Origin of the sequence: Telluria beijingensis (assembly GCF_030770395.1) — a bacterium.
In the GTDB taxonomy this organism is placed as follows: domain Bacteria; phylum Pseudomonadota; class Gammaproteobacteria; order Burkholderiales; family Burkholderiaceae_D; genus Telluria; species Telluria beijingensis.
In genome coordinates this window covers 3,850,823-3,874,723 of the sequence record NZ_CP132480.1, presented here as the reverse complement: position 1 = coordinate 3,874,723, position 23,901 = coordinate 3,850,823, and the positions used below count along the sequence as shown (strand labels likewise).

22 protein-coding genes and 1 pseudogene are annotated in these 23,901 nt (G+C 68.8%); 10 read left to right on the top strand and 13 right to left on the bottom strand.

Annotation, left to right across the window (positions count from 1 at the left end):
- Window positions 1–108: 108 nt before the first annotated feature.
- Window positions 109–1,221: pseudogene (locus Q9246_RS17260) on the bottom strand (RNA-guided endonuclease InsQ/TnpB family protein).
- Complete coding sequence (locus Q9246_RS17255; RefSeq protein WP_306391880.1) at window positions 1,212–1,838, bottom strand: IS607 family transposase; 627 nt, start codon at window positions 1,836–1,838, stop codon at window positions 1,212–1,214. Before Q9246_RS17255 ends, Q9246_RS17260 begins: the two are co-directional and overlap by 10 nt.
- 247 nt (window positions 1,839–2,085) lie before the next feature.
- On the opposite strand from Q9246_RS17255, the gene Q9246_RS17250 reads away from it, so the two are divergent.
- The 3 genes from Q9246_RS17250 to Q9246_RS17240 are packed head-to-tail and all read left to right on the top strand — an operon-like array spanning window position 2,086 to window position 4,375.
- Window positions 2,086–2,898: a universal stress protein gene (locus Q9246_RS17250; protein ID WP_306391879.1), complete on the top strand. Its 813-nt coding sequence runs from the start codon at window positions 2,086–2,088 to the stop codon at window positions 2,896–2,898.
- A gap of 13 nt (window positions 2,899–2,911) precedes the next feature.
- On the top strand, window positions 2,912–3,751 hold the full coding sequence (locus Q9246_RS17245; RefSeq protein WP_306391878.1) for a universal stress protein: 840 nt from the start codon (window positions 2,912–2,914) through the stop codon (window positions 3,749–3,751).
- 30 nt (window positions 3,752–3,781) lie between these two features.
- Window positions 3,782–4,375, top strand: a complete 594-nt coding sequence (locus tag Q9246_RS17240) for a cation-transporting P-type ATPase (protein WP_306391877.1) — start codon at window positions 3,782–3,784, stop codon at window positions 4,373–4,375.
- A gap of 63 nt (window positions 4,376–4,438) precedes the next feature.
- Here the strand turns inward: Q9246_RS17240 and Q9246_RS17235 are convergent, their stop codons facing one another.
- Window positions 4,439–4,885, bottom strand: a complete 447-nt coding sequence (locus Q9246_RS17235) for an Hsp20/alpha crystallin family protein (protein WP_306391876.1) — start codon at window positions 4,883–4,885, stop codon at window positions 4,439–4,441.
- Window positions 4,886–5,253: 368 nt separating this feature from the next.
- On the bottom strand, window positions 5,254–6,993 hold the full coding sequence (locus tag Q9246_RS17230; RefSeq protein ID WP_306391875.1) for a cation:proton antiporter domain-containing protein: 1,740 nt from the start codon (window positions 6,991–6,993) through the stop codon (window positions 5,254–5,256).
- 402 nt (window positions 6,994–7,395) lie between these two features.
- On the opposite strand from Q9246_RS17230, the gene Q9246_RS17225 reads away from it, so the two are divergent.
- The gene (locus Q9246_RS17225; RefSeq protein ID WP_306391874.1) at window positions 7,396–8,202 is read left to right on the top strand and encodes a lipid-binding SYLF domain-containing protein; all 807 of its coding nucleotides are present in this window, start codon (window positions 7,396–7,398) and stop codon (window positions 8,200–8,202) included.
- 123 nt (window positions 8,203–8,325) lie between these two features.
- On the opposite strand, the gene Q9246_RS17220 is transcribed toward Q9246_RS17225, so the two are convergent.
- From Q9246_RS17220 to Q9246_RS17190, 7 genes are read right to left on the bottom strand one after another with little or no spacing between them, the layout of a single operon-like run.
- On the bottom strand, window positions 8,326–9,717 hold the full coding sequence (locus tag Q9246_RS17220) for a sensor histidine kinase (protein ID WP_306391873.1): 1,392 nt from the start codon (window positions 9,715–9,717) through the stop codon (window positions 8,326–8,328).
- Complete coding sequence (locus Q9246_RS17215; protein WP_306391872.1) at window positions 9,714–10,379, bottom strand: response regulator; 666 nt, start codon at window positions 10,377–10,379, stop codon at window positions 9,714–9,716. Before Q9246_RS17215 ends, Q9246_RS17220 begins: the two co-directional genes overlap by 4 nt.
- A gap of 27 nt (window positions 10,380–10,406) precedes the next feature.
- Window positions 10,407–11,066 carry a tetratricopeptide repeat protein gene (locus tag Q9246_RS17210; protein WP_306391871.1) on the bottom strand — a complete coding sequence of 220 codons (660 nt, stop codon included), beginning with the start codon at window positions 11,064–11,066 and terminating at the stop codon, window positions 10,407–10,409.
- The gene (locus Q9246_RS17205; RefSeq protein ID WP_306391870.1) at window positions 11,063–11,881 is read right to left on the bottom strand and encodes an SDR family oxidoreductase; all 819 of its coding nucleotides are present in this window, start codon (window positions 11,879–11,881) and stop codon (window positions 11,063–11,065) included. Before Q9246_RS17205 ends, Q9246_RS17210 begins: the two co-directional genes overlap by 4 nt.
- 1 nt (window position 11,882) lies before the next feature.
- A complete protein-coding gene (locus Q9246_RS17200; protein ID WP_306391869.1) occupies window positions 11,883–12,554 on the bottom strand; it encodes an iron-containing redox enzyme family protein in 672 nt (223 codons plus the stop codon).
- A gap of 11 nt (window positions 12,555–12,565) precedes the next feature.
- Window positions 12,566–14,020 carry an AMP-binding protein gene (locus Q9246_RS17195; protein ID WP_306391868.1) on the bottom strand — a complete coding sequence of 485 codons (1,455 nt, stop codon included), beginning with the start codon at window positions 14,018–14,020 and terminating at the stop codon, window positions 12,566–12,568.
- Complete coding sequence (locus Q9246_RS17190) at window positions 14,001–14,633, bottom strand: thermostable hemolysin (RefSeq protein ID WP_306391867.1); 633 nt, start codon at window positions 14,631–14,633, stop codon at window positions 14,001–14,003. The genes Q9246_RS17195 and Q9246_RS17190 overlap by 20 nt, the downstream gene beginning before the upstream one ends.
- A 106-nt stretch (window positions 14,634–14,739) precedes the next feature.
- On the opposite strand from Q9246_RS17190, the gene Q9246_RS17185 reads away from it, so the two are divergent.
- Window positions 14,740–15,063, top strand: a complete 324-nt coding sequence (locus Q9246_RS17185) for a hypothetical protein (RefSeq protein ID WP_306391866.1) — start codon at window positions 14,740–14,742, stop codon at window positions 15,061–15,063.
- Between the two features lie 252 nt (window positions 15,064–15,315).
- Entirely contained in the window at window positions 15,316–15,525 is a 210-nt protein-coding gene (locus Q9246_RS17180; protein WP_306391865.1) for a hypothetical protein, read from the top strand.
- 297 nt (window positions 15,526–15,822) lie between these two features.
- On the opposite strand, the gene Q9246_RS17175 is transcribed toward Q9246_RS17180, so the two are convergent.
- Window positions 15,823–17,211 (bottom strand): ATP-binding protein, encoded by a 1,389-nt coding sequence (locus Q9246_RS17175; protein ID WP_306391864.1) that lies wholly within the window; start codon window positions 17,209–17,211, stop codon window positions 15,823–15,825.
- Window positions 17,208–17,879 (bottom strand): response regulator, encoded by a 672-nt coding sequence (locus Q9246_RS17170; RefSeq protein WP_306391863.1) that lies wholly within the window; start codon window positions 17,877–17,879, stop codon window positions 17,208–17,210. The genes Q9246_RS17175 and Q9246_RS17170 overlap by 4 nt, the downstream gene beginning before the upstream one ends.
- Window positions 17,880–18,019: 140 nt before the next feature.
- Between Q9246_RS17170 and Q9246_RS17165 the strand changes: the two genes are divergently transcribed.
- The 4 genes from Q9246_RS17165 to Q9246_RS17150 are packed head-to-tail and all read left to right on the top strand — an operon-like array spanning window position 18,020 to window position 23,866.
- On the top strand, window positions 18,020–19,180 hold the full coding sequence (locus Q9246_RS17165) for an efflux RND transporter periplasmic adaptor subunit (RefSeq protein ID WP_306391862.1): 1,161 nt from the start codon (window positions 18,020–18,022) through the stop codon (window positions 19,178–19,180).
- Window positions 19,180–22,281 (top strand): efflux RND transporter permease subunit, encoded by a 3,102-nt coding sequence (locus Q9246_RS17160; RefSeq protein WP_306391861.1) that lies wholly within the window; start codon window positions 19,180–19,182, stop codon window positions 22,279–22,281. Before Q9246_RS17165 ends, Q9246_RS17160 begins: the two co-directional genes overlap by 1 nt.
- On the top strand, window positions 22,278–22,595 hold the full coding sequence (locus Q9246_RS17155) for a DUF3240 family protein (protein ID WP_306391860.1): 318 nt from the start codon (window positions 22,278–22,280) through the stop codon (window positions 22,593–22,595). The genes Q9246_RS17160 and Q9246_RS17155 overlap by 4 nt, the downstream gene beginning before the upstream one ends.
- A complete protein-coding gene (locus Q9246_RS17150) occupies window positions 22,592–23,866 on the top strand; it encodes a TolC family protein (RefSeq protein ID WP_306391859.1) in 1,275 nt (424 codons plus the stop codon). The genes Q9246_RS17155 and Q9246_RS17150 overlap by 4 nt, the downstream gene beginning before the upstream one ends.
- Window positions 23,867–23,901: the final 35 nt, after the last annotated feature.

The window sequence follows — 23,901 nt, the reverse complement described above, 5'->3', positions numbered from 1 at the left end:
CCAAACTTACGCAAAGCTATTCATAGTTGCTTAACTTTGCTGTTGGATTCCTGCTTCACAGGGGCTGGTTTCACCTTGCGCTTCACGCGCAAGGCCAGCGCCTTCCCCTCAGCAGGCAGTGCCGGTGGAACTCACCGCCATATTTCTCGGATTAATTGGTGCGTTTACGTCCCGATCGTGCAGTCCGCCGCAGTCCGGACAGCGCCATTGCCGCACCTGGAGGTCGAGCACATCGAGCCGATGGCCGCAGCTTGAGCACGTCTTACTGCTGGGATACCATCGATCGACCACGACGACCTGCCCACCGCGCCACGCCGCCTTGTATTCCAGCTGGCGGCGCAGCTCGCCAAAACCCATGTCCGCGATTGAGCGTGCGGGACAATGGTTCCCGAGCATGCCCTTGACGTTCAGGTCCTCGATGCCGATGATCTGGAATCGGCGGGTGATGAATGTGGTCAGCTAGTGCAGGCCGTCGCGCCGGATGTCGGCGATCCGAGCATGCAGGCGGGCAAGCTTGGTCTTCGGCTTGGCGTAATTGCGGGACCCTTTGACTTTGCGCGACAGACTGCGTCCCAGGCGCTTTACCCGCGCCAGGAGCGACCGCAAGGCCTTCGGCCCGGCAAAGGTCTCACCTGTGGATAGCGTGGCCAGCGTCGTGACACCCAGGTCGGCTCCTACCGCGCCTTGGTCTTCGGCAGGCGGCAAGAATGACGCAATGGTGTCGACAACAATGCTGGCATGCCAGCGGTCTGCAACACGCTCGATCGAGGCTGAGACGATTCGTCCTGAAAGACGCAGGGATTTACACATGCGCAGCCATCCCAGCTTCGGGATACGGATGCGCTTGTCTTCGACGCGGAACTGGTCGTTCGTCAAAGTAAAACGGTCGTCACGACCTTTGCGACGACATCTTGGATATCCAGCCCGGCCTTCAAAAAAGTTCTTGAAGCCGCATCCCAATTGCTGGATCGCCATCTGCGGCGCGTTCTTGGTCACTTCGAGCATCCGTGGGAACTCTTCCCGTTTGATGGCATTGAGCTGACGCCGCAACGCCGCTTCGTTCGGCTTGGGTAAAGCGGGATCAAGCTTGCACGCTTCGTACTGCCGTTTCCACTCAGCCAGTGCCCAGTTGTAGGCGAAGCGTGCCGTACCAGCGCAGCGCGCCAGATACGTCGCCTGGACGTTGTTCGGATCGAGGCGAATACGATGTGCTAGGTACATTGCGAATCCCTGACAGCCGTGCGCATGCCGTCGATCAGTTTCTGGTTTCGGTGACTGCGGCTACCGTACAACCTGGCAGAGAATACGGTGATGATTTCGAGTACATCGCTGGCAAGCTCCTCTTCGAAAGTGGTGTCTTCGCCCAGGTTGAGGATGACTACCTCGACCTGTTTCACCTGGCACGCAGCGAAGACGAGTTCTGCACCGAAGCGCAGTAGCCGGTCCTTGTGCGTCAGGACCAGGCGTCCTACTTCTCCTTCGACAATCCCATCGAGCAGGCGTTTCAATCCCCGTTTGCGATAGTTCATGCCCGAGCCAAGATCGGTGATGATGTCGGATGTCCAGCCTTGGCTTGCACAGTACAATTCGAGCACCTGCTTTTGCCGCTCCAGATCTGCCCGGTGGTCATGACTCGAAACCCGGGCATAGCTGACAGTCTTTCGGAATGACGGCGCACTGTAACGCGGACCGGAATGCAGCGCTGTCACGTCATAGCGGCGCTGACCACCTTCTGTTCTCGTTGGCGTGAGTCGACCGCTTGCCTCCCATCGACGTAAAGTGCTGGTCGAGACACCAAGCGCTTCGGCAGCCATACTGATCGAGACTAACTTGCTCATAATGCATATGACTGCACAAGGACGAACAAGTTCCTTTTAGCTGTTAGAAACCCCGTTGCTGTCCATGTTGAGAGACCGCCGCTATACGCAAAAATCACTGTCGCAACTTTGATCCATGTCAGGGTTCGAATTACGGCAGACGTTATTGATGTAACCAGCGTCGGTGTGCGGCGCGGCGCGCTTTTCGCACGCTGGTTCATGCGCAGCGTCCTCCAGCGGCGAATCGGTGCGAAACCGGAGCGGATCGATGACCTACAAGACGATTCTGGTACACGCGGCTCCCGCGTCCGAAGCCCAGGGCCGCATCAGGCTCGCCGCCCGGCTCGCGCGCGCCATGCAAGCGCACCTGATCGGAAGCGCGCCGACCGGCGTCTCCCGTTACACGCCGGAAGCGACACGGACGTTCCTCGCGGCGCCGTGCGCGGCGCTGCGCGATGCCGCCCGGCGCGCGCTGTCCCGCTTCGAACGACTGGCGTCCGATGAAGGCGTGGTGTCGGTCGAGACACGCCTGGTCGACGACGAGACCGGCGTCGCGCTCGCGCTCGACGCGCGCTACTGCGACCTCGTCGTCGTCGGCGGCGCCGACGGCAACCCAGGCCCTTTGCGCCCGCAGGGACTGGCTCAGCACCTCGTCCTTGCCGGCGGGCGGCCGGTCCTCGTGGTGCCCGCCGGCGCCGAGGCGGCACTGCCCGGCGGCGCCGCGCTCGTGGCCTGGAACGCCAGCACGCAAGCGACGCGCGCGATCGACGGCGCCCTGCCGCTCTTGCGCGCGGCGCGCCATGCGACCGTGCTTGGCCTGAGCAGCGGCGCCGATGACGGCGGCGAGTCCGGGCCGCGCCTGGCCGCGTTCTTGCGGCGCCACGGCGTTGCCACCCGGACCGCCGTACGGCCGGCGGCGACCGACCCCGGCGCTGCCCTGCTCGCCGAAGCCGAACGTTGCGGCGCCAGCCTCCTCGTCATGGGCGCCTACGGCCACGCGCGCTGGCGCGAAGCGCTGTTCCACGGCCCCAGTGCGACCGTGCTGCGCCGCCCAGCCTGCCCCATCCTGCTCGCTCACTAGGAATCGACCAGCCATGTACAAGACCATTCTCGTCCACGCCGACCTCTCGGCCCACGCGCCGGCACGGATCCGCTGGGCCGCTACCCTGGCGCAAGCCCTTGGCGCACATCTGGTCGGCGCGGCCATGCTGGGCGTGTCGCGCACCGTGTTGCCGCGGGGCTGCCACTGGCAGCCGGGCACGCTCGAAGCCGGCTATTTCGAACCGCTGGCGGACAATGCGCGGCGTGCGCTGTCCCGCTTCACCGCCATCGCCGGCGAACGCCAGGTGCCATGCGAGACCCGGCTGGTCTGCGACCTGCCCGACGACGGCCTGGCACGCCAGGCGCGCAGCGCCGACCTGGTCGTCATCAGCCAGGACGACCCCGACGAGGCCATGCCGGGCGTTGGAACCCGCTTGCCCGAATACGTCATCCTGAACAGCGCCCGCCCGGTGCTCCTCGTGCCGCGCGGCGACCCCGCACCGGAGATGGCCCCCAGGATCCTCGTCGGCTGGAACGGAAGCCAGGAAGCATCGAGCGCCCTCGCGGCGGCAATACCCCTGCTGCAGCGGGCCATCACGGTCATGGTGGTCGCGCTCACCCGGCCGGGCCGGGGCGATCATGGCGCGCAGTTTGCCACTGACCAGTCGGAGCTGTCCGGTTTCCTGCATCGGCATCGCGTGCCTGCCCACTTCTGCACGCGTGAAGAACGCCACGGCAGCGGCCGCGACCTGCTGGCTCTCGCGCAAGAACTCGATTGCGGAATGCTGGTCATGGGCTGCTTCGGCCACAGCCGCTTCCACGAATTGTGCGTCGGCGGCGCCACGCGTACGATTCTGGCCGAGGCCGCGCTGCCCGTCCTGCTGGCCCACTAGGGTCGCATCCGGGACACCAGGACCTGACCAATGGACGGCGGATCGGGCATGCGCCGTCCCCACCGGAAGCCGGGCGCGCCGGCGGCCGGCCCGGACATCGCCGCCATCGCGGCGATGGAAACCGACGCCGCGCTGGCGGCGCTCGCAAGCGGCGCCACAGGCCTCCCGCCGGACGAGGCCCGCACCCGGCTGGCGCGCCACGGCCGCAACACCGTAGCGCAGGGGCGCCGACGTGGCTGGCCCGCGTCCCTGCTGACCACCTCTGCTCGCCCGCTGCCCCTGCTCCTGCTGGCGCTGGCGGCGCTCGACCTGGCAACCGGCCAGGCCGTCGGCGCCGCCGAGCGGCTGCGCGCCCTGGTCGGCATCGACGCCACGCGGATCCTCGACGGTCCCGCGATCGAGCGCCTCGATGACGAACGACTGGCGCAGGCGCCCGCACATGCGCCGTCTTCTCCAGGCTGCTCCCGCAATAGAAGACCCGCGTTATCCGCGCCCTCCAGCATGATGGCCGCGTGGTGGGTTTTCTCGGCGACGGCATCAACCACGGTCCTGCGCTCGAGTGCTCCGACGTTGGCATCGCGGTCGATACCGGCGCCGATATCGCCCGCGAATCCGCCGACCTGATCCTGCTGGAGAAGAGTCTGCTCCCGGTCGACGATGGCATGATGACCGGCGGTCGACGCCACGTTATTGAATGGCGATCTGCTTGCGCGCCGTGCCTGGCTTTTTCGGCAAAGTCAGGTGCAGCACGCCATCTTCGTACTTCGCCGCTGTCCTGGTGTCGTCGACTTCCTGGGGAAGGCTGAAGCTTCGGAATTGCGCGCCGGTATAGCGCTCGCTGTAGATTGTGCCGCCGGAAGTCTGCTGCTGTTCGTTCTGGACCGTGGCGCTGATCGAGACCACGTTGCCATCCACCGACACCCGGATATCCTCTTTCCTGGCGCCAGGGATGTCGGCCTTCACGACATAGTCGTGCTCGCTATCGGTCACGTCGACCCGGAGGCGGCGGTCGACGTCCAGTCCGCGTAGCGCCGAGGCAAGCGGAAAGTCGCGCACGATGTCGTCCAGGCTGCGGAAAGGGTCGAAGCGCATCAGCTCGCGCATCGGGTCGTAGCGTGTCACATTGTTTGCCATGGTGTCCTCCTGAGGTTGACGATGATGGAACGGCAATCGCGCCGGTTGCACCCGATTGGTGTCCGCCCGCCCTGCAGACCGGGCGTCGGATTGTCGGAGTCTGGTATATCCTAGGACGCGGAGCATCTTGGTTTGTGACTTGGATCAATGTGCGCTCCTCCCGTCCATGGTCAGGCCAAGCCCTGGCGCCATGGCCCCCATGTATGCCATATTCGTTCCTGCCCCGATCGAACCACGCCGCGCCGCCCGCAGCATCGCCAGGCGATGCGCCGGCTTGCGCGGAATGCGTGCGCACGGACATCGACGCGCCGGAAGGCCCGACCGACGCCGGGCCGCTGCACATCGCCGTCAGCCTGGGCGTGCGGGGTTCAGGGAGACCCCGATTGCGGCAAGCCAGCCGCGAACAGGTCACGCTCGCGCGCCAGGATCTCTTCGACCAGGCGCTCCTCGACGCCGACGGCCTCCAGGACGAAGGCCGATAACTGCAGGCTGGCTTCAAGGGTTTCCGGCACGACCACACTGGCGCCGGCGATGCGCAGCGCGTGCGCATGCGCCTCGTCGCGCGCGCGCACGAACAGGCGCGCATGCGGGAGTGCGCGGCGGATGCCGCGCACGGCCAGCAGGGCCGCTGCCGGCTGGTCCATCGTCAGTACGATCGCCGGCGCCGCATCGGCGCGCACCTTGCGCAGCAGCTCGGCACGCGCGGCGTTGCCGTACCAGACCGGCAGCCCGCCGGCGCGCAGGCGCGCCACCAGGGCGGCGTCGGCTTCGATGGCCACATACGGTATGCCTTGCGACGCCAGCAATTTCCCCAGTTGCTGGCCCACCCGGCCGAAACCGGCGATGACCACACCGGCATTGTCCACCGGCAGCGGCTCTGCGCGCGCGAGGCGTTCGCCGCGTTCGCCCAATGACCGGCCCAGCCGCGCCAGCAGCGGCGTGACCAGCAGCGACAGGCCGACCACCAGCGTCGCCGATGCCCCCAGCGACGGCTCGAGCACCTGCACTTTGCTGGCGTAGGCGATCACGACGAAGGCGAACTCGCCACCCTGTCCCAGCAACAGGCCGCCCTCGGAGGCCTGTCCCCAGGGCAGTCCGCCGACCCGCAACAGCAACGACGCCACGACGCCCTTGACCAGCACCAGCCCAGCGACGGCGCCACCCACCCACAACGGCTCCGCGAGTGCCAGGCGCACATCGATGGTCATGCCCACAGTCATGAAAAACAGGCCCATGAGCAATCCCCTGAAAGGTTCCACCATCAGCTCGACTTCGTGCCTGAACTCGGTCTCGGCCAGCAGCAGGCCGGCGACCAGGGCGCCGAGCGCCATCGGTAGGCCGGCCGCGGCCGACATGGCCGCAAGGCCGAAGGTGGCCAGCAGGATCAGCGCCATGAAGGCATCCGGCTGGCGTTCCCGCGCGAAGATCCGGAACAGCCGTTGCACGACGATTCGGCCCGCCAGCCAGATCAGCGCCAGCGCCAGCGCCGTCCGCGCGCTGGCCGCCAGCGCCTGCCAGGCAACCTCGGCACCGCTCGTGTTCGCGCCATGCGCCAGCGCGCCAATCAGGATCATCAATGGCGCCACAGCAAGGTCCTGCAGCATCAGGATTCCGAACACGGCCTGGCCCAGCGTGCTTCCGGTCATGTGGCGCTGACTCATGAGCTGCATCACGACCGCGGTCGACGACAGCGCGAGCACCAGGCCCAGGATCGTCGCAGCGACGCCGGGCAGGCCACAAGCGTGCAGCGCGGCGGCGAGCGCGCATGCGCTGAGCGCAACCTGTGCGCTGCCGACGCCAAACACCCAGCGCCGCATGGCCCACAGGCGATCCACCGTGAGTTCCAGTCCGACCGAGAACATCAGGAACAGTACGCCGATCTCGGCCAGCAGGGAAACACCCGGACCGGAAGGGAACGCCAGGGCCGCCAGCCACGGCGGCGCGCCGGCCAGCGGTCCGGCGGCGAACGGCCCCAGCATGGCACCCACCACGAAGAAGCCGAGCACCTGGTTGACGCGCAGGCGCTGCAGGGTGGGAACCAGGATGCCCGCGAGGATCAGGAACAGCAGGATCTCCCGCATGAAAGGAAAGGCAGGGTCGGCGTGCATGGGCGCTCCTCTGAAGGATTGCAAGCTTGCCATTGCCTCGGATTTTATGCGAAATGTCGACGCCGGGACAGGCCGGCGGAGGCGCCGGCCGCGCCGGATCGCGCTTGCACCTCATCCACGGCCCCTCCCCGCATCGGTTCCAGCGACGATAGACCCGCGCCAGCCGCGCAATACCCAGACACGGATTTTGGCGCCGGTCAATGAAAGCATGAACAGGCCCCCGTCACAGTCGACGCCTAATTACTTGCCTGGAAATTTGCATCAGGCAAGTCAAGAGTTCGACTGAGCGAAATCAAAGCTTTCGCAAGAACCCCGACTATCCTGCACATCTGGCGCGCCGATCGCACGGTGTCTCATCTACCGAATCACTTACCGAATCCGGAGCTTTCCATGAATAATCCCATGAACACTTCCCTGCCCCTGCCCTCCACAGCCGTCCGCTCGCGCCAGCGCGGCGCACCGCACCCGCGCACGGCGCTGTGCGCCCTGCTGTGCGCGGCGCTGCCGGCGTTCGCGCAGGCGCCTCCGTCCGCCGCCGGCGCCGTCGCCGCGACCGACAATCAGGCCACCCAGGCCAGGTCCGGCGCCACCGAGGCGCAGCGCAAACAGGCCGCCGCCCGCCATGTCGACCAGGCCGCCCGGGTCGCGCAATCGATGGCGTCGGCGCCGAAGATGGCGGCACTCCTGAAGCGCGCGCGCGGCGTCTATATCGTCCCCCATTACGGGCGTGCGGCGCTGGCCGTCGGCGCCGAGGGCGGCGCCGGGGTCCTGCTGGTGCGCCGCGACGACGGCGGCTGGAGCGATCCGGCGTTCTTCAATACCGGCGCCATCGGGGTCGGCCTGCAGGCCGGCGCCGAAGAAGGACCGGCGGCCCTCGTCCTGATGAACCAGCGCGCGGTCGACCACTTCCGCAGCAAGAACAATTTTTCCATCAGTGCCGATGCCGGCCTGACAATCCTCACGTATGCGCGCATTGCCGAGGGCTCGACCAGCGGCGACATCGTCGCCTGGTCCGGCGCCAAGGGCCTGTTCGCGAATGCCCTGACGGTTGCCGTCAACGACATCCGCTACAACCAGCCACTGACCGATGCATACTATGGCAAGGCGCTGAGCGTACGCCAGATCGTGGAACGCGGCGAGTCCAGCGGCCAGGCCGAACCGCTGCGCAAGGCACTCGGCGGCGATGGCGAAAGAACACCGGCGCGCTAGCCGCGACCGGCCGATGCCGCGGCGCGGCGCAGCAGGCAAGGCCGGGACGGCACGGTCAGGTACGCGGCCAGCCGCTCGCAGGCGACGCTGCGCCGAAGCACACGCTCCCATCCATATGCCGGATCAGTCCGGCGCCCACGCCGGAAATTCCACGGTCACCACGCATCCCTGTCCGTCGGCCTTGCGCGCGATCGCCACGGTCGCGCCGTGCTGGCCAGCGATTTGCCGCACGATGCTCAGCCCCAGTCCCGCACCTTCGGCGGCGCCGGGCCGCAGCCGGTAATAGGGCCTGAACACGTTCTCGATATCCGCCTCCGGCACCGGCTCGCCATCGTTGGCGACGCGCAGCAACGCCACGCCGTCGCCGCCGGCAATGGACACGTCGATGGTGCCATGCGCCAGGCCGTGCTGCGACGCATTGTCGATCAGGTTGCGCAACAGCTGCTGCAAGCGGTAGGGGTCGCCCGCCACCGTGCAGTCGTGCGGCGCGTCGAACCCCAGTACCTGGCCGCGCCGGTCCAGCAGCGGTTCCTCGAGCGCGATCACCTCGCGGCACACCTCGGCCAGCGACACCCGCCGCCGCAGCGCCAGGTCGGTGCCCGACGCCAGCCGGCTGAAGGTGAGCAGCTGCTCGGCCAATTGCGTGGTGCGCCGCAGCGCCCGCACCGCCTCGGCCAGCGACTGGTCGCGCTGCACGCCGTCGGCCGCACGCAGCGCATTCTGTACATGCAGTTGCACGGCGGCGATCGGGGTACGGATCTCGTGCGCCGCCGCGTCGATGAATTGCTGCTCGCGTTCGAAGGCGGCGCGCACGCGCGCCAGCAGGCTGTTGAGCTCGTCCACCACCGGCGCCAGCTCGTCGGGCAGGCCCGACAGCGCGACCGGCGCCAGCGATGCCGGTTCGCGCCGCGCGATCGCGTCGGCCAGCGAGCGCAGCGGCGCCAGGTTCGCGGACAGCACCAGGTTGACCGCCAGCACCAGCAGGATGCCCCCGACGATGACCGGCCCCAGCACCGAGGCGCCGAGCTGCTCGACCATCTCTTCGCGTACCTCGTCTTTTTCCGCGACCAGCACCCATACGCCGCCCGAGCGCAGCGCGAACGCCTGCCACAGCGCGCCGTCCAGCTGCTTGCTGCTGAAACCGGGCGCCAGCGGCGCGAACGCGGCGGCCGGCGCGGAGGCCGAGCGGGCCAGCAGCCTGCCGTCGGCGCTCCACACCTGGAAGGCGATCTTGTGTTCGTAGGGGTGGCCGTAGGCGGTCGGTCCGCCATGATGCCCGATCTGGCCGGGGATCGGAATCTCGATCGGCGCGGCGATGGTCGCGGTGTCGAGCTGGTGCGCCACGAGGGTCTCGAGCACGCGCGCGGAACTGGCCAGGCGCGCGCTGAAGAATTCTTCGGATTCGTGGCCGGCGAACCAGTGCGCGGCAAGCGAGATGCCGCCCAGGATCAGCAGCATGCACAACATGGTCCGCTGGATCAGGCGCCGGCGGATGGAATAGCGGCGCGCGCTCATGCGCCGGGCTGGCCGATGCGGTAGCCGAGACCGCGCACTGTCCTGATCAGCTCGGGATCGGTCTTGCGGCGCACATGGTGCACGTAGACGTCGATCGCGTTGCTGGCCACCCCCTCCCCCCATCCATACAGCGATTCCTCGAGTTCGGCGCGGCTGAACACTTTGTTGGGCTGCTCGACCAGGCGCCTGAGCAGCATGAATTCGCGGTGCTGCAGCTCGATCTTCGCGTTCTTCCAGCTGACGGACATGCCGGCCAGGTCGAGTTCCAGGTCACCGAAGCGCAGCTGGTTGACCGGCAGTCCGGCGCGCCGCCGTTCGAGCACCCGCACCCGGGCCAGCAGCTCGTCGACATCGAACGGCTTGATCAGGTAGTCGTCGGCGCCGAGGTCGAGCGCCGCGATGCGGTCGCGCACGGCGTCGCGCGCCGACAGCACCAGCACCGGCACTGGGTCGCCACCACGCCGCACCCGCCCCAGGACCTCGATGCCGTCCAGCCGCGGCAGGCCGAGATCCAGGATGGCGAGGTCGAAGCGGTTGTGTTCCAGCGCCGCCAGCGCCGCCAGGCCGTCGGCCACGTGCTCGAGCGCGTAGCCGGCCCGCTCCAGCGCCAGTCTCAGGCCCGAGGCGAGCGACGCATCGTCTTCCACCAGCAATATCCGCATCCAGTGCCCCTTGTACGCTATCGGCCTTCACTTGCGCCTGGCCGCGACCTGGGCCAGCAGCGCCTCGGCCTCGGCCCGCCGTCCCTCGTCGGCGACCTTGCGCCCGGCGCGCGGCGGCGCCTGCAACGCCTTGCGCAGGTAGCGCCCGGCGCCGTCCAGGTCGCCCTTGCGGTACAGGTAATCCCCATAGAAGTAATTGGCGTCGATCCCATCGGGATCGAGCGCCAGCCCCTGCTTCAGGTGATCCTGCGCCTTGCGGTCGTCGCCGAAACCGATCGGCCAGCCCGGGACCTGATAATACAGGCTGCCGAGGCTGGTATAGGCGGACCCCGACAGGGCCCGCGGGTCACGCTCGAGCGCTGCCTCGAAATCCTTCCTGGCCTGCCTGGCCAGGCCGAGCGCGCCGAGGCCGCCCTTGGCGCCTGCATGGCTGGCCACGATGATGCCGTGCCAGATCAGCACCGGCGCGCTGTCGGGCTGGCGCGCCAGCGCCGCGTCGGCCTCGGCGCTCAAGGCGGCGAAGCCGCGTTCCTGCTCGCCCGGAGGATGGCGGTATTTTATCTGTTCCCAGCGCTGCTGGAGCGCGCCGACGGCGTCGTCGGCCGACGCGGCCAGAGCAGTCAGGACGACGCCCGACAATGCCATCCAGACCGCGATGGCGGCGAAAGTGATTTTGCTCGTATTCATGATGACCTCGTTGTCTGGCGCCGGGAATGGCCCGGCATATGGCGCTGGATGACGGCCAGCTGGCCCCGTATCGCACGGTCGGGCAAGGCCGGCAGCAGCTGGTTGACCAGCACCAGCAGCGCTTCCCTGAGCCCGGCCTTGCGCTCCCAGGCGGCGCCATCCAGGAAGGCGAGCAGCTGGCGCGCCACGTCCTGCGGCTGGTCGACCGGCACGCCCATCTCGGCATTGAGCGCGTCGACCGCGCCGGCATTGATCGGCGTGCGGGTCGCGCGCGGGATGAAGTGACGCGCCGCGATCCCGGTGTCGGCCAGCTCGCGCCGCAGCGCCTGGGTAAAGGCGCGCAAGCCGGCCTTGCTGGCGCAATAGCCGGCGAAGCCCGGATAGCCCAGGTAGCCGAACAGCGAGCCGACGTTGACCACCTGGGCGCGCGGGGCCGCGCGCAGTTGCGGCAACAGGCGCTGCGTCAGCAGCATCGGCGCCAGCAGGTTGATGTCGAGCATGCTGCGCAGGCTTGCCGCATCCTGCGTCTGGAAGTCGTGGAAGGCGTTGACGCCGGCATTATTGATCAGCAGGTCGACCCCGCCCAGCGCGCCGGCCGCGTCCCCGACCGCGGCCAGCGTCGCTTCCTGCGCGAGGTCGCCCGCGACCACGCGCACCAGGCCGCAACCGAGCCGCGCGCGCAGCGCCTCGAGCGCGGCCGCGTCGCGCCCCACCAGCACCATCGACACGCAGTGGGGCGCCAGCGCCTGGGCGAACGCGGCGCCGATGCCGCCGGCTGCGCCGGTGAGGACCAGCCGCCATGGTTGGCCGCCCATGTCAGGCTTCTCCGAACGCATCGGCGCACTGCGGCAGCCCGCGGAAGATGTCGCCGTACAGCCGGTACATCATGCGCGCGCAGTGGATCACCGCGTCGCGGTCGCCTTCCCGTTCGAGCCGGTTGACCAGGCCCTCGAAGAAGGCGACGTGCTCGAGGTCGAGGCTGCCGTGCGAGGTCAGGTAGCTGAACGCCTCCTGCGGCAGGCCCAGCACCTGGCGGATCGTCCCGGCGGCCTGGGTCGCCAGCGCCGTGCTGGTGCCCTCGAGCACGTGGACCATGCCGAGGAAGGCTACCGGATTGCCGCGGTCGATCTGGTGATAGGCATACGCCACCATCAGTTCGGTGGCCGGGTCCGGCCGCGACCGGCGCGCCCGTTCCGGGTCGGCGCCGCAGGCGGCGATATCGGACAGTATCCATTCCTCGTGGCCGATCTCTTCCTCCACGTAGTCGGCCACCGCGCGCCGCAGCCAGCCGTATTCCTCGCCCAGGCGGCTGCCGCAGGCCATCATCAGCGGCACCGTGTGCTTGACATGGTGGAAGGCCTGGGTCAGGAAGGCCACGTACTGGCCGCGGTCGATGTCGCCGCGCAGCGCATCGCCGATCACGGGCACGTTGAACAATTGCTGGCGCTCGGCGCTGGTGCGCTGGCACAGGATGTCGTAGAACTGCATGGGATGCTCCTTCATGGAAGATAGAGTCGTTCGATGTCGGCGGCGCAGCGCGCCTGCGCGGCGGCGCGGCGCAGGCGCCCGTTGGCGGTGGCGGTGGCGTCGGCCTCGCCGAACGGCGCGCTGCGGAACCAGGCGCCGATGCGCGCATAGTCCGGCAGCGCGCGGTTGACGCCGGCGACGGCGGCGCCGATCGCCTCGTCCGGCAATTCCGGACTGGCGGGCACGATGGCGGCCGCCAGGAACGGCCGCGCCTCGCCCACGACCATCGCCTGGGCCACCACCCCGGTGCCGAGCAGCAGGGACTCGGGCCATTCGGGCGAGACATTGCGGCCATAGGCGGTGACCAGCACATTGCTCTTGCGGCCGTCGATATACAGGTAGCCGTCGGCGTCGAGACGGCCAAGGTCGCCCGTCGCGAGCCAGCCATCCGGCGCCGGAGCGGACTGGCCCAGGTAGCCGGCCATGGCGCCGCCGCCGACCTCGATCTCGCCGTCGGGAGCGATGCGCACCCGCCGGTTCGGCAGCGGGCGGCCGGCGCTGCCGGTGCGGGCCCGGCCCGGCAGGTTCAGCGACACGACCGACCCGCACTCCGACAGGCCATAGCCTTCATACACAGGGAATCCTTTCGCCTGGGCCGCCGCGACCAGGGCCGGCGGCGTCTTCGCGCCGCCCACTGCGATGAACTTCAGCGTATGCAGCCGCGCGTCGCCGGTCCGCGCCGCCGCGACCAGCGCCTGCAGCATCTGCGGCAGCAGGATCACGCTTTCGGCGCGGGTGCGCGCGATCGTGTCGAGGCACACCACCGGATCGAACGCCGCCGCACCGTGCAGTCCCGTCAGGGCCAGCGGCAGGCAGATATTGGCCGCGCCCGACAGCAAGGCCGTATAGGTCCCGGCAATGTTTTCCAGCAGCACGGCGAGCGGCAACAGGTTGAGATGGCGCCGGACGTCCAGGCTGGCCAGCTCCCCGGCCAGCACCCGGGCCAGCTCCCACTGCTGGTCCGAGCCGAGGCAGACGCCCTTCGGCGCCGCCGTGGTGCCGGAAGTGAAAGTGACCTTCTGCACGCCTTCCGGAACGGTGCGCGCCGGCCGCGGCCCGAGGTGCAGCCCCAGCGCGCCCGGGCAGGCGGCGGCGGCGCCGAATCCCAGCAGCGCGGCATGGCGCGGATCGGCGCAGAACAGGCCTTCCACCGCCGCTGCCGCGACGGCGTGGCGCCACTGCTCGTACGTGAAGAACGCGGGCAGCGGCACCAGCGTCATGCCTGCCTCGTGCACGGCAAGGTCGACCGCGATCCAGTCCGGCCCATTGTCGGCCAGGATCGCCAGGGCAGCCCCCGGCCGGCAGCTGGCGCGCAACGCCTGCGCCAGCGTCCGCACCCGGTCGTCGAGCATGTCGCCGCTCCAGGCGAACTCGTCCCCCTCCAGCACGGCGCCGGAACGCGCCTGCCTAGCGCGCCAGATGGTCATGGCCGAATCCGATATTGCCGAACATGACTTGCGGCCGGGTCGCGTAATAGCTGCCCCAGCCGCGCCCACCATCCGCCAGCCGCGCCGGATCGGCTTCGGCCAGCACCGATGGCGCCAGCTTCAGCCGCGCGAAGGAATTGAGCAGCCCCCGGGTGGCGGTGAAGGTCACCCACACCATCCCTTGCGCATGCAGGTGGCGCGTCATCGCCACGATCAGGCCGCGCCCCGCGCCGGCGTCGGTGGCGGCCAGGTTGCCGACCTCGACCACGTCGCCGCGCGTGACCGCGTGGCCGGCGTGCCGGGCGATGGCGGCTTCGACCGGACGATCCAGGTATTGCTCGAGAAACAGCGGCCCATGCGCGGCCGGCGTATGGCCCAGCGCCGCGACCCAGCGGCCGTCGGCGCCGCGTTGTCCTGCCAGCGTGTGGCAGAAGTGGTGCACGCGCGCGCCGTAGACGCGAGCAAACTCGGACGCAATGAATGCCTCCAGCGACGGCCGCTCCGGATGTCCGGGCGGGAGCAGCGCGAGACCGAAGCAACGATGGTCCGCAGCGGAGGGGTGTCCGGCTGCGCGGGCGGCCGGCGACAGGGTGGGCGGCAGGATGAGCGACACGGGAATCTCCTGGTGTTATTCCAGGCTGCAACTTATGCGCCGAACATTAAGGTCAGATTAATCGCTGTCGGTGGCGGCGCCGGTGCCCGCAAGTCCCCGAGTGAGCTTGAATTTTCAGGTAGCCGTTGAAAGTCGCGCCGGCGGATGCGGGCAAAGGGAGTCGGAATGGCTGCTTTGTATTGTTCGCTATTTCGATCGGTCAGATCCGCTTACATGGCTTTTTCCGGTCGCGGGCCATGTTCAAGATGGTCGTAATGGAAACCACCGAGACAGCAACGGCAGCGGCACCGGCAAGGCAATCCAGGTTCGACAACCAGCTGCCTGGCAGCTTTCATGGGATCACGTCATGAGCGACGGGATGAACGGCATCGAGGTCGGCGACCTGCAACCATTCGCGTACCGCGCCAACTCCAAAGAGAGCGCTAACTGATAAGTCTTCGCCACAATGCGCCGCAGGAAGGATGCTTCTCGCGAACTGAAAACATTGAGTATTGATGCGTGTCGATGCAAACCAGGTAGAAAAGCGATTGACCGAATCGATGCCCGATTATCCCAGGAGAGTCCATGGCCTTTTTGCCCCGGTGCTTCGACGGCAGGCGCCGCCATTGTTCTTGCGGCTCTTGCGGGGCTGCTCCCATATGACGAGGCCCTCGCTCAAGCTGACGTGGCGGCGGAAAGGCCCATGGCCTACGCCCTGGTCGCAGCCATGGGACACTCTTTCGGTTACGTGGTGGAAAAGAGGGTGACGGACAGTCGAATCGCGCCCCATGACCGCAGCAATATTGACATGCCCGAGGATGGTTTGAACCGCCTGGTCCTGCACCTGACGGACAAAAAATCGCGTCTACCACGTTCCATGCACCGTTCTCCTACATTTCTATCTGGATTCTAGATCCGAAGACATTGGCGGTAATCAGTCAAGAAAAAGTGTTCGATGATCGAACCCTGAATGATTTGACGGCGAACCCTCTGTCACCAGTGCAATCGATGGACAAGCAATTTGCCGCCAGGATCATGAATAATTTGATCAGTACATCCATCCATAGTGCAATTCGGCGCAGCGGCCTGACTGCCAAAGTAGTGATTCGTCAAGTCAAGGAATAACGCGACAATTTCATCGCCGGCGGCATAGTAGCTCCAGCAGCAACGATGTGGCCGTCGTGCACAGCGAATCTACAGCGACAGGAACTCACGTTGACGGACAGGACTGCGTGCCGGTGAAGTCCGACAAAAACACGACGCTTACCGACAGCCCGGCCGGTGCAAAGCCGCCGCTCAAATGGATCCCGGCGCCATGCAGGTCGGCGATCCGGCGCACGATGGACAGTCCGAGCCCGCTGCCCGGCTGGTGCGACCCGGCCAGCCGCACGAAGCGTTCGAAGACCTTCTCGCGCTGCGCCTCGGGAATACCCGGTCCGCCATCCGTTACCCTCAGAAACGCATGCCCATGCTCCTGGCCGCAGGCGATCGCGATCATGCCCGGCGCCGGGGTATAGCGCAGCGCATTGTCGACCAGGTTCCGCACCAGCATGCGCAGGCTGTCCGGCTCCAGCAGGCAAGGCGCGGGCGCGATCTCGAACGTCACTTCGTGCCCGCGCGCGGCGCCGGCCGCCTGCCAGGCGCTTGCATCCTCGCGCAGCAGCGCGGCGATATCTCCCGGCCGCAATGCCGGCGCGGCGCCGCCGTCCGGATCGAGCTTGGCCAGCGTGAGCAGCTGGTCGACCAGGCGGGTGGCGCGGTCGACGCTCACGCCGAGTGCGCCGATGAATTCCGCGCGCTCGCCCTCGTTGCGCGCCCTTTGCAGGACTTGCAGATTGGTCTTGATCGCCGCCAGCGGCGTGCGCAGCTCGTGCGCGGCGTCGGCGGTGAAGCGCTGCTCGTGTTCGATCGCATGGCCCACTCGCCCGAACAGGCGGTTGATCGCCTTCATCAGCGGAAAGGCTTCGCTCGGGATACCGTCCAGCTTCACTTCGGCCAGGTCGTTGGGCGTGCGCGCCGCCACCTCGTCGGCCGACGCCTGCAGCACGCGAAACACCCGGTGCACGCTCCACCAGATCGCCGCCGCCGCCAGCGCCACCAGCACCGAGCCGAAGGCCAGCACCTTGTAGAAGAAGCGCGTGCTGATGTCCTCGCGGTGGGTGTTCGGCTCGGCCACCACCAGCCGCAGCGTGCGGTCGCGGTCGCGCAGCGCGTAGACGCGCCAGCGCTGGCCCTGCAGGGTCGCCCACGAAAAGCCGTCCGGCGGTGCCGTCGCCAGCGTGGCGGCGGGCGCGCCGGCATTCCGGTACATCAACCGGCCCTGGGCGTCGAACACCTGGAACATCAGGTAGCGGTCGGGATTCGGATGCACCTGCACCGGCAGCTTGATGTAGCCGTGCTCGCGCAGCTCGTTCTCGACCAGCGACAGCAGCAGGTTGGCGGTCTCGGACAGCGAATGGTCGAACAGTTCATGGCTTTCCTGCTCCGCTTCCACGTAGACGATCGCCGCGCTGCCCGCCCACAGCGCCACGGTCAGGGCCAGCAGCAGCGCCAGCAGGGTCTTGCGCAGCGACCAGCGCGCATCGATGGCGGGCGTCACGCCGGCGCCCCGGGCGCGTCGATGCAGTAGCCCACCGCGTGCACGGTGCGGATCAGCGATCGGCCCAGCTTCTTGCGCAGGTGATGGATGTGCACCTGCACCGCATTGCTCTCCACCTCCTCGCCCCAGCCGTACAGGTTCCTTTCCAGCTGCTCGCGGCTGATGACGCGGCCGCGGTTCTCCAGCAGCATCTGCAGGATGCGGAATTCCTTTACCGACAGCGCCACCGGCCGGTTATCCTGCATCACCTGGCGCTCGGCCAGGTCCAGCACCAGGTCGCCGTGCACGAGCCGCTCGCGCACCCGGCCGGCGGCGCGGCGCGAGGCGCTGCGGATGCGCGCCGCCAGCTCGTCGAGGTCGAACGGCTTGACGAGAAAATCGTCGGCGCCGGCGTCGAGGCCGGCGATGCGGTCGGGGACCTGGTCGCGCGCGGTGACGATCAGCACCGCGCCGTCGTAGCCGCCGCCGCGCAGCCGCGCCAGCGCCGCCATCCCGTCCTGGCCCGGCAGGCCCAGGTCGAGCAGCACGCAGGCATAGTCGTGCAGGCGCACCGCCGTGTGCATGTGCTCCGCCGACGTGACCCAGTCGACCGCATGGCCGTCCTGCTCCAGGCCGATCTGGGTGGCGCGTCCGAGCTGGGGGTCGTCTTCGGTCAGCAGGATCCGCATGGTGTCTTTCTCTAGAAAGCCGTCATGTTACCGGCAAGCGGTGGAGAAGTTCTCAAGGACTAAACAAAATGATCGCTTAAGAACTTGTTAAGAACTGCCACGCAAGATCGGCGCCATCTTCCTGCCGCCAGTCGATCATCATGCCACCCGCACGCCACCTCCCCGCCGCCGCGCTGCTCGCCGCGGCCACCCTTGTTTCCCAGTCCGCCCTGGCCCAACCGGCAACCAGGCCGGAACAGCTCGTCGTGTCGCCAGCCCAGGTCGAGCGCGCTGGCGTGAAGACCGCGCCGGCGCTCGCCACCGTGGGCGGCGGCGATGCGGGCAGCGGCGCGCTCGTATTGACGGGCACTGTGGTGGCGCCGGCGACGGCCCAGTCGGTCAGCAGCAGCAACTGGAGCGGCGTGATCCAGGAACTCAAGGCCGCGCCGCTGCAGACGGTGCGCGCCGGCGCCCCGCTCGCGGTCCTGTTCAGCCAACCGTGGATGGCGCTGCAGGCCGAGTATATCGGGCAGGCCGCCCAGGCGCGCCTGGCCACTGACAAGCTGGCGCGCGACGAAGGCTTGTACAAGGACGGCATCATCGCGCGCGCGCGGCTCGACGAAAGCCGCGCCGCGGCGCAGGCGGCCGCCCTGGGCGCCGAGCAGCAGGTGCATGCGCTGCGCGCCGGCGGCATGACCGCCGCCCAGGTCCGCGCCCTGCGCGACTCGCGCCAGGTGACGCCGCTGTTGACCGTGCGCGCCCAGGCCGCAGGTACCATCCTCGACATGCCGCTGGCCGCCGGCCAGCAGGTCGAGCCGGGCATGGCCGTCGCCCGCATCGTGCGTCCCGGTCCGCTGTGGGTCGAGCTGCAGGCCTCGCGCCAGCAATTGCCGTCGCTCGCGATCGGTGACACGCTGCTGGTAGGCGAAGGCTGCAGCGTGTGGGTGACCGCGGTCTCGCCGCTGCTCAACGACGCCAACCAGACCGCCACGGTGCGCGCCGAACAGCGCGAACGCAACGACTGCCTGCGGATGAACGCCTTCGTCGAGGCGCGCCTGCAGCACGCGGTGCGCCAGGACGGCGCGGTGGCGGTGCCGGCCGGCGCCCTGGTGCGGCGCGGGGCCGCCACCTATGTCTTCGTGCGCAATGCCAGGGGCTTCCTGGCGGTGCCGGTGCAGCCTGGCGCGGCCGCAGGCGAACATGTCTGGATCCGCGGCGCCGTGGCGGCAGGCGCGCCGGTGGCGGCGCGCGGGGTCGCCGCGCTCAAGGGCGTGTGGAGCGGCCTGGGCGAGCCGGCGCAGGAAGAGAAAGGACAACCGTGATGCTGGGCCGCCTGATTGCGCTGTCGCTGTCGCAGCGCCTGCTGGTGCTGGTGATCACCCTGCTGATGATCGGCGCCGGCGCGCGCGCCGTCGGGGAACTGTCGATCGACGCCTTCCCGGATGTCTCGGGCACCCAGGTCAAGATCGTCCTCAAGGCGCCCGGCATGACGCCCGAAGAAGTCGAGACCCGCATCGTCGCGCCGGTCGAGCAGGAACTGCTGGGCATCCCCAACCAGGCCATCCTGCGCTCGCAGTCGAAATACGCGATCGCCGACATCACCCTCAATTTCGACGACGGCACCGACGTCTACTGGGCGCGCCAGCAGGTCAGCGAGCGCCTGGCCAGCATCATGCAAGACCTGCCCGAGTCGGTCAGCGGCGGCATGGCGCCGATCACCACGCCGCTGGGCGACGTATTCATGTTCACCATCGAAGGCCCGCTATCGCTGATGGACAAGCGCACCCTGCTCGACTGGACCATCCGGCCGGCGCTGCGCGGCATTCCTGGCGTGGCCGACGTCAACGCCCTGGGCGGCGAGGTCAAGAGCTTCGAGGTGGTGCCCGACCAGAGCGCGCTGGCCGCGCGCAAGGTGTCGCTGGCCCAGTTGCGCGACGCGCTCGACGCCAATAACCGCAGCGACGGCGCCGGGCGCCTGGGCAGCGGCGAAGAGGCGCTGCTGATCCGCAGCGACGCCGGCGTGCGCACGCTGGCCGACGTGGCCGCGATCGCGATCGCCAGCAAGGATGGCGTCGCTGTCACCGTCGGCCAGGTGGCCACCGTGCGCATCGGCAGCCTGACCCGCTACGGCACCGTGACCCAGGACGGCAAGGCCGAAGCGGTGCAGGGCCTGGTGCTGGCGATGCGCGGCGCCAACGCCCAGGCCGTGGTCGAGCAGATCCGCAGCCGCCTCGAGGAGATCGGCAAGACCCTCCCGCAGGGCACCACCGTGAGCACCTTCTACGACCGCGGCAACCTGGTCGAGCGCGCCGTGCAGACGGTGGCCAAGGCCTTGCTGGAAGCGACGGTGCTGGTGATCGTGCTGCTGTACGTCTTTTTGGGCAATGTGCGGGCCGCGCTGGTGGTGGCCTGCATCCTGCCGCTGTCGGCGCTCGGCACCTTCCTCCTGATGCGCCACTTCGGCCTGTCGGCCAACCTGATGTCGCTGGGCGGCCTGGCGATCGCGATCGGCATGCTGGTCGATGCCGCCGTGGTGGTGGTCGAGAACATCGAAGCCCATTCGGCATCCAGCAAGCCGGGCCAGGCGCACCTGCGCCTGCACGTGATCTACCGCGCGGTGCGCGACGTGGCGGTGCCGGTCAGCGCCGGCATGGCGGTGATCATGATCGTGTTCCTGCCGCTGCTCACGCTGCAGGGTCTGGAAGGAAAACTGTTTGCTCCGGTGGCGCTGACCATCATCTTCGCGCTGGGCGCCTCGCTGCTGCTGTCGCTGACCGTGATCCCGGTGCTGGCCTCGATGCTGCTCAAGGACCACCATGGCCCGGCGCCGAAGATCGTGCAGCGCATGGAAGCGGCGTATGCAGCGGTGCTGGCGCGCGTCATGCGCAACGAGCGGCCGGTGTTCATTGCCGCCGGCGTGGCGCTGGCCGTGGCCGCCGGCCTGTTCACCGTGGTGGGCAAGTCGTTCATGCCGACCCTCGACGAGGGCGACCTGATCATGCAGACCGAGAAGCTGCCGTCGATGAACCTGGAAGAATCGGTCAGGCAGGACCTGGCGATCCAGCGCCGCATCCTGGAACAGGTGCCCGAGGTCAGCCGCATCGTGGCGCGGGTCGGCTCGGACGAACTGGGCCTGGATCCGATGGGCCCTAACGAGACCGACGCCTTCCTGGTGCTCAAACCCCGCGACGAATGGCGCAGCCCGGACAAGGAAGACCTGGTCGAGGCGCTGCGCCAGGCCACCCTGGACTTCGCCGGCGTCAACGTCAGCTTTACCCAGCCGATCGAGATGCGCACCGCCGAGATGCTGTCCGGCGTACGCGGCGACCTGGCCATCAAGGTGGTCGGCCCGGACACCGCCCAGCTGACCGCGCTGGCGCGCCAGATCGTCGCAGTGGTCGAACGCCTGCCCGGCGCCCAGGACGTGCTCACGGTCGAAAACGAGGGCGTGCAATACCTGCAGGTCGATATCGACCGCGTCGCGGCCGGCCGCCTGGGCCTGTCGGCCGAGCAGGTGCAGGCCGACCTGCGCACCCTGGTCGAGGGACAGCCGGTGGGCGTGGTGATCGAGGAAGCGCGCCGCCTGCCGCTGCTGGTGCGCGGCGGCGAGGCCCTGCGCATGTCGCCCGAGCTGTTCCGCCAGCTGCGCCTGCCGCTGGCCGACGGCCAGTCGGTCCCGCTCAGCCAGGTCGCCGCGCTGCGCACGACCGACGGCCCGGTGAAGGTCGAGCGCGAAGACGGCAGCCGCATGTCGGTAGTGCGCGCCAACGTGCGCGGACGCGACCTGGTCAGCTTCGTCGAGGAAGCCAAAGCCGCCGTGGCAGCGCAGGTCAAACTGCCCGCGGGCTACAGCCTGAGCTGGGGCGGCCAGTTCGAGAACCAGCAGCGCGCGGCCAGCCGCCTGGCGCTGGTGGTGCCGGTGGCGCTGGCGCTGATCTTCCTGCTGCTGTTCTCGACCCTGGGCAGCGTGCGCCAGGCGCTGCTGGTGTTCGTGAACATCCCGTTCGCGCTGGTCGGCGGCGTGGTGGCGCTGTTCGCCACCGGCGAATACCTGTCGGTGCCGGCCTCGGTGGGCTTCATCGCGTTGATGGGCATCGCGGTGCTCAACGGACTGGTGATGATCACCTATTTCAACCAGCTCGCCGCGCGCGGCCTGCCGCTGGCCCAGGTGGTCAGCCAGGGCGCCCTGCGCCGCCTGCGCCCGGTGGTCATGACCGCCTGCATCGCCGGCCTGGGCCTGGTGCCGCTGCTGCTCGCGACCGGCCCCGGCTCCGAAATCCAGAAACCGCTGGCGATCGTCGTCATCGGCGGCCTGGTGAGCGCGACCGCGCTGACCCTGATCCTGCTGCCGCTGCTGTTCCGCCGCTTCGGCGTGCCGAAGGCGGTGCGCGCGCCCGCCAACGACATCCTGCACACACCATGAAGACCGACGCTAACGATACCCTCCTGACGCTGGCCATCCCGGTCGGCCTGGAAGAAGACATCATCGACTTCCTTTTGCTGCACCCGAAATGGGCCGGCGGCTTCACCATTCTCGGTGCGCAAGGCGCCGGCCAGGGCGCGCGCCTGCAATCGCCGATGGAACTGGTGCAGGGCCGCAGCGCGCGCAAGGTGATCCTGATCGGCGGCGTGCGCACCGAGCTGGAAAGCCTGCTCGCCGCGCTGGCCGAAGACATCCCGAGCCCGGAAGTGAGCTACTGGATGAGCCCCATCGTCGCGAGCGGGAGGCTGGCATGAAGCGCCATGCGATCCGCGCGCTGCTCGCGGCCCTGGTACTGCCCTGCGCCGGCGCCTGGGCCGCCGGCGACGCTGCGGCGCAGCTGCCGCTGGCCGGCGACCGGCTGTACGGCTTGCCGCCCGAGGCGGCGGCGCGCCAGGCGCTGGCCGCCCTGCCCGCGCTGCGCGCCGGCGGCATCAACCGCGAACTGGCCGGCGCCGAACGCGAGCGCCTGGCCGCCGGTCCTTACGAATGGATCGCCAGCGCCGGCCTGGCCCGGCGCAGCATCCGCGGCAGCGGCGAGCGCTTCCGCGAAGAGGAGGCTGGCCTCGAACGCACCGTGCGCTGGTTCGGCAAGGCCGGCCAGGACCGCGCCATCGGCGACCAGGGCGTGGCGCTGGCAGAATCGCAGCGCGCCGACCTGTGGCACGAAGCGGGCCGCGCGCTGATGCGCGACTGGTACGCCGCGCTGACCGCCCACGCCGCCGAACTGCGCCTGGCGCAGCAGCACGCGCTGGTGGAACGGCTGCGGCAAGTCGCCGAGCGGCGGGTCAAGGCCGGCGACGGCGCGGCCCTCGAACTGATGCAGGCCGACACCGAATTGCGCCGCTCCGGCGCCCTGCTGGAACAGGCGCGCCTGGACGCGGTGCAGGCGAGCAGCCTGCTGGCCGCCACCTATGCCGCGCTGCCGGCGCCCGACGCGCACGCGTTGCCCGAGCCGCAAGCGCTCGACGCGCTGGCGCAGGTGGACCTACCGCGCCTGATGGACGACAACCACGAACTGGCGCTGGCCAGGGCCGAATCGGCGTGGGAGGAGCTGCGCGCGCGGCGCGCGTCCAGCGAGCGCATGCCCGACCCGACCATCGGCGTGCGGGTGGCGCGCGAACGCGCCGGCGAAGAACGGCTGGTGGGCCTGAGCCTGTCGATGCCGATCCCGGGCGCGCTGCGCTCGGCCGAATCGCGGGCGGCGGTGCTGCGCGCCGGCATGGCGCAGGAGCGGGTCGAGCAGACCCGCGTGCGGGTCGAGGTCGACGCCCGCCGCGCACTGGCCGAGCAGGCGCACCGCCACCGCCTGTGGATCGAACTGCGCGACGTGGCGGCGCAGAGCGCGCGCCAGGCCGACCTGATGGAACGCGCCTACCAGGCCGGCGAAACCACACTCGCCGACGGCCTGCTGGCGCGCCGCATGGCGCTCGATGCGGCCCTGTCGGCGCAGACGGCGCAGATCGCCGCGCTGGCCGCGGCGGCCCGTGTCCAGCTCGATGCACATGCGTTGTGGCGCGCCGAGTGACATCGTTGCCTGTGCGCTCATCCAATCTACGCTAT